This is a genomic window from Pseudoalteromonas sp. PS5, assembly GCF_004103255.1.
In the GTDB taxonomy this organism is placed as follows: domain Bacteria; phylum Pseudomonadota; class Gammaproteobacteria; order Enterobacterales; family Alteromonadaceae; genus Pseudoalteromonas; species Pseudoalteromonas peptidolytica.
In genome coordinates this window covers 1-4,408 of the sequence record NZ_RCSQ01000150.1, presented here as the reverse complement: position 1 = coordinate 4,408, position 4,408 = coordinate 1, and the positions used below count along the sequence as shown (strand labels likewise).

Below are 4,408 nucleotides of genomic sequence, written 5' to 3'. Positions count from 1 at the left end.
AAATAGATCACTTAATTAAGCAAATGGATATAACCAAACTGCTACAAAAACAAACTTAAAAAATAAGCAGAGCTAAGATCCTCACCTGAAATCTAGACTTGCTTGTTTGGTATTTATCAGTATAGACAAGATTGACATCTTAAAGAGAAAGCGCATTAATATCAGAATACTTGCGCAATAGTAACAGAAGTGTAAAAGGAAGCTTGATGACTCCAGCGATTAACTTACTCAAAAAGACTAACGTTGAATTTAAAATACTGCAATTTGAGCATGATCCTAACGACAATGACTTTGCAAATGAGGCTGCAACAAAGCTTAACTTAGATAGAGAAAAAGTATTCAAAACATTATTAATAGAGGTTGATGGGCAACTATATGTAGCGGTATCACCAGCAACTAAACAGGTGGATCTGAAAGCATTTGCAAAGGCATGTGAAGGTAAAAAAGCGCAGCTTGCTGAACAGCTGTATGCACAAAAAGTTACCGGTTATTTGGTCGGTGGGATTAGCCCATTTGCCCAGAAAAAACAACTGCCTACATTACTTCACGAAAGTGCTTTGTCATTTGAGCAAGTGTATGTGAGTGCAGGGAAACGTGGAGTGGAAGTGGCCATTTCGCCGACAGATATAAAAGCTATTTGCAAAGCAAAAATAGCATGTTTTTAGCGTCACAACTTTGCACAGCGTTTAGTTATCAGTGTGGCTAAGAAACGTTTATTTCATAATGAAGGTAACTTAAGCTTGGGATCAAGCAAAAATCGCCGACTACACCTACCTTAGATTATAGCTTTGGTGCGCTACTATGACGCCCAAAAGACTATTATACCGGATGAATAAGGTGCTCTATTGTAGCTGTTTTTGACGAAATATTATTTGTATAGATGTGATAAGCCATTATTTTTAAGGAGCTAAAACGCTTCATTTATTAGTACCAAGACGTTGTTGTGCATTGTAAGTTATAGCCAAAAAATAGCGCCATACTGAACAGCATGTCTTGCTACCTCATGATATCAAGCCGCCTTCATTTTAGGCGTAAGCTAACATCTATCTCAGCTTCTGTCATGTCACAACGGAGAGCTTCCCTTTTTTAAGCATATTTTTGTCATCGCTCTGCAAAATATTACTTTCAACTTACACGTGTAAGCTATTAATTTTGCAGTCATTTATATTAATCGCTAGATAACTCAGTAAAAAAAGCGTTAAAAAGTGAGATAGAGTAATTGATCTAAACGCATTTTTATGCCGTAATGTAAGTATATTTATCTGGTCGGATGAGTTAATTATGAGCTTAAGAACGAATTTAAGAAAGATCCTCCCAAGCATTTCAATCACAGAACAAGAAGCATTAGATGCCGGTGATGTTTGGTTAGAAGGATCTATTTATCAAGGTAAACCTGATTTTGCAGCACTACGCGCTGTGCCAGAAGCCAAGCTAAGTACTGAAGAACAAGCGTTTTTAGATGGTCCTGTGAAAGAACTCATGGGTATGATAGATGACTCAGAAATTCAAAATGGCAAACACTTGCCAGAGCATGTGCTTGAATTTTTGAAAAAAGAAAGATTTTTTTCACTAATCATTCCAAAAGAGTACGGTGGTCTAGAGTTTAGCCCTTACGCCAACTCAACGATTGTTGGCACGATTGCTACCAAGTCTTCAGCTGTAGCGGTAACCGTTATGGTTCCAAACTCGCTGGGTCCTGGCGAGTTGTTGCTCCACTACGGTACTAAAGAGCAGCAGGCGCACTACCTTCCTCGTCTAGCCAATGGCCGTGATATTCCGTGTTTCGCATTAACAAGCCCTGAAGCGGGTTCTGACGCCGGTGGCATTCCAGATCAAGGCATTGTTACAAAAGGTGTGCACAATGGTGAAGAAGTTCTAGGTCTCGAAATAACTTGGGATAAACGCTACATTACTCTTGCGCCTATCGCAACCGTTCTTGGTCTAGCATTCAAAGTACTTGACCCAGAAGGTTTGCTTGGCGGTAAAAAAGAACTTGGCATTACCTGTGCGTTAATACCGCATGATCACCCGGGTGTGCAACTTGGTAATCGTCATGACCCAATGGGAATTCGCTTTTATAACGGTACAACCCGTGGTGAAAAAGTCTTTATTCCTATGGACTTTATTATCGGCGGCAAAAAGAATATTGGTCGTGGCTGGCAAATGCTGGTCAGTTGCTTAGGTGCCGGTCGTGGTATTTCATTACCTGCGCTTGGCGTATCGACAAGCCAAGTGGCACTAAAGTCGGCATCTGAATACGCGGCTGTCCGTGAGCAATTTGGCCTGTCTATTGGTCAGTTTGAAGGTATTCAGGAAAAGTTGGCGGATATCGCAGGCAAAGCATATCTGCAAGAAGCAATGCGAGTACTAACTACTGAAGGTTTGGGGATGGGTCTTAAGCCATCAGTAGTGACGGCTATCGCTAAATATCACATGACGGAAACTGGTCGTGACGTGCTTGACTCAGCGATGGATATTCTTGCTGGTAAGGCAATCCAAAACGGTCCGCAAAACACACTTGCAAGCGGTTATGTTGCTCAGCCAATAGCGATCACGGTAGAAGGTGCAAATATTTTGACTCGTAACCTGATGATTTTTGGTCAAGGTGTAATGCGTTGTCACCCTTACTTGCAATCAATGGTAGAGTCAATCCACAGCGAAGATAAAGATGCTGACAGTAAGTTCAGAGGTATTCTGACCAAAACGGTAAGCTACAGCGTTGCAAACAGCTTACGCGCATTCAAGTACGGTGTGATGCCATTTACTGCTGATGCGAAGTCATCACTGCCAGAAGTTCGAGAGTATGAAAAAGCGGCACATAGGCTTGCTGCTAAACTTGCCGTATATGCTGACTTTTCATTACTTGTGTTGGGCGGTAAATTGAAGCAAGCAGAGATGCTCTCCGCTCGACTAGGCGATGTTATGAGTTACCTATATGCGGCAATGGCGTCCATTAAATACTATGAGCAGAAAGTTGCGGTATCTGAGCGTGAGCAGGCGGCTCCTTATTTCCACTACGCAACAAGATACGCGTTAACTAGCGCAGAAGAAGCACTGCATAAGTTCTTGGACAACTTCCCTGCGAGCGGTACTCGTAAATTCATGCGTGTAATCACGATGCAGTTTAGTGGAAAACAGATGCCGAAAATAAATGATAACATGGTGCGCGAGCTTGCCGCTGCTGCACAAATGGATACACCATTTAAGGCTCAATTAACCCACCTTGTTAAGCCTACAGCAGGTGACGGACACGATATTAATGAGCAGGCATATAAAGCTAAAATGGGCTGTTTAGATTTACTTGCTAAGGTGAAAAAAGCCGTTCGTCGACGTGAAATTCAACCTGGTGTTCGTTTTGAGCAAACTCTTGATAATGCACTAGTTGCAAATCTTATCAATGAAGAAGAATACGCAAAATTAGTTGACTACAATCGTAAGCGTGAAAAAGCCATTCGCGTAGATGAGTTTGACTTTGATTTAAACTTACTTAATGAGGAAACCGCAAAAGAAGCTGTCAAGCAAGCGGTAAACGAATAAGTTAGCCATTCACTTGTTGGTAAACTTAAAAGCCCTTAGCCGATTGGTTAAGGGCTTTTTCATGTTGGGTAAAGATAATAACAGCAGCTATACTAAGAGTCTCACGGGACAATAGCTTGTTTATATTAGGTGACCGAGTGTTGTTGATTTTGACGCTCAGGGCTTATCAAACGAGCAGGCTTTGGTGTTGTGTTTGAATAACTTGGGCGAATAATTAATCAGAGAGATTGATTAATTACATTTCAAGTTAAATAACAAAAAGGGTATAACTCAGTGAAAATAATTATTCCTAATGATGTAATTTCTGTGCCCATCTCATTAAAAAGAAATCAGCAACTTTGGAGCGGTTGTGGTGATATGCTGTTTATCAACCATGACGTTGGTAAATTAGCGATAAAAAGAACCAAAGTGCCTAAGCAGGTAACACACTCACGCATTTCACAGTCAGCCGTGGCCTTAAAGAGAAAAGCGCACTCATACCAAGTAGAAAGGCACTTTTATAAATACCATGCTTGCGAGCTTATACCGCCTTGTAATACCGCGAGTTATTTAGGGGAAGGTGGAGCTAATGGTATGGATTACATTGTATTTAGGGACTTCTCTAGTCAGGGTTTTGTGCAAGTTGATAAACCATCTGAAGCACAAATAATGGCTGTGATTGGCTGGCTTGCCAAGTTTCATGCTCACTTTTTACAAAGCCCCGCAGAGCATGTTTGGGAGCAAGGAAATTACTGGCACCTAGAAACTCGTCCTGATGAATTTAAAAGAATGGCTGATGGTGAAGTAAAGCAAGCCGCCAGTTTATTGCACCATAGAATAAAAAATAGCTACTGGCATACATGGATCCACGGAGACGCAAAATTAGCTAATT

At 41.2% G+C, this 4,408-nt stretch carries 2 protein-coding genes and 1 pseudogene; all 3 read left to right on the top strand.

From position 1 onward, the window contains the following. Positions 1–206: 206 nt before the first annotated feature. A complete protein-coding gene (gene ybaK, locus D9603_RS17190; protein WP_125253489.1) occupies positions 207–665 on the top strand; it encodes a Cys-tRNA(Pro) deacylase in 459 nt (152 codons plus the stop codon). Between the two features lie 616 nt (positions 666–1,281). Continuing rightward, the gene (locus D9603_RS17185) at positions 1,282–3,537 is read left to right on the top strand and encodes an acyl-CoA dehydrogenase (protein WP_128732243.1); all 2,256 of its coding nucleotides are present in this window, start codon (positions 1,282–1,284) and stop codon (positions 3,535–3,537) included. Between the two features lie 273 nt (positions 3,538–3,810). Further along, positions 3,811–4,408 (top strand): annotated as a pseudogene (locus tag D9603_RS17180) (kinase); the annotation flags it as partial.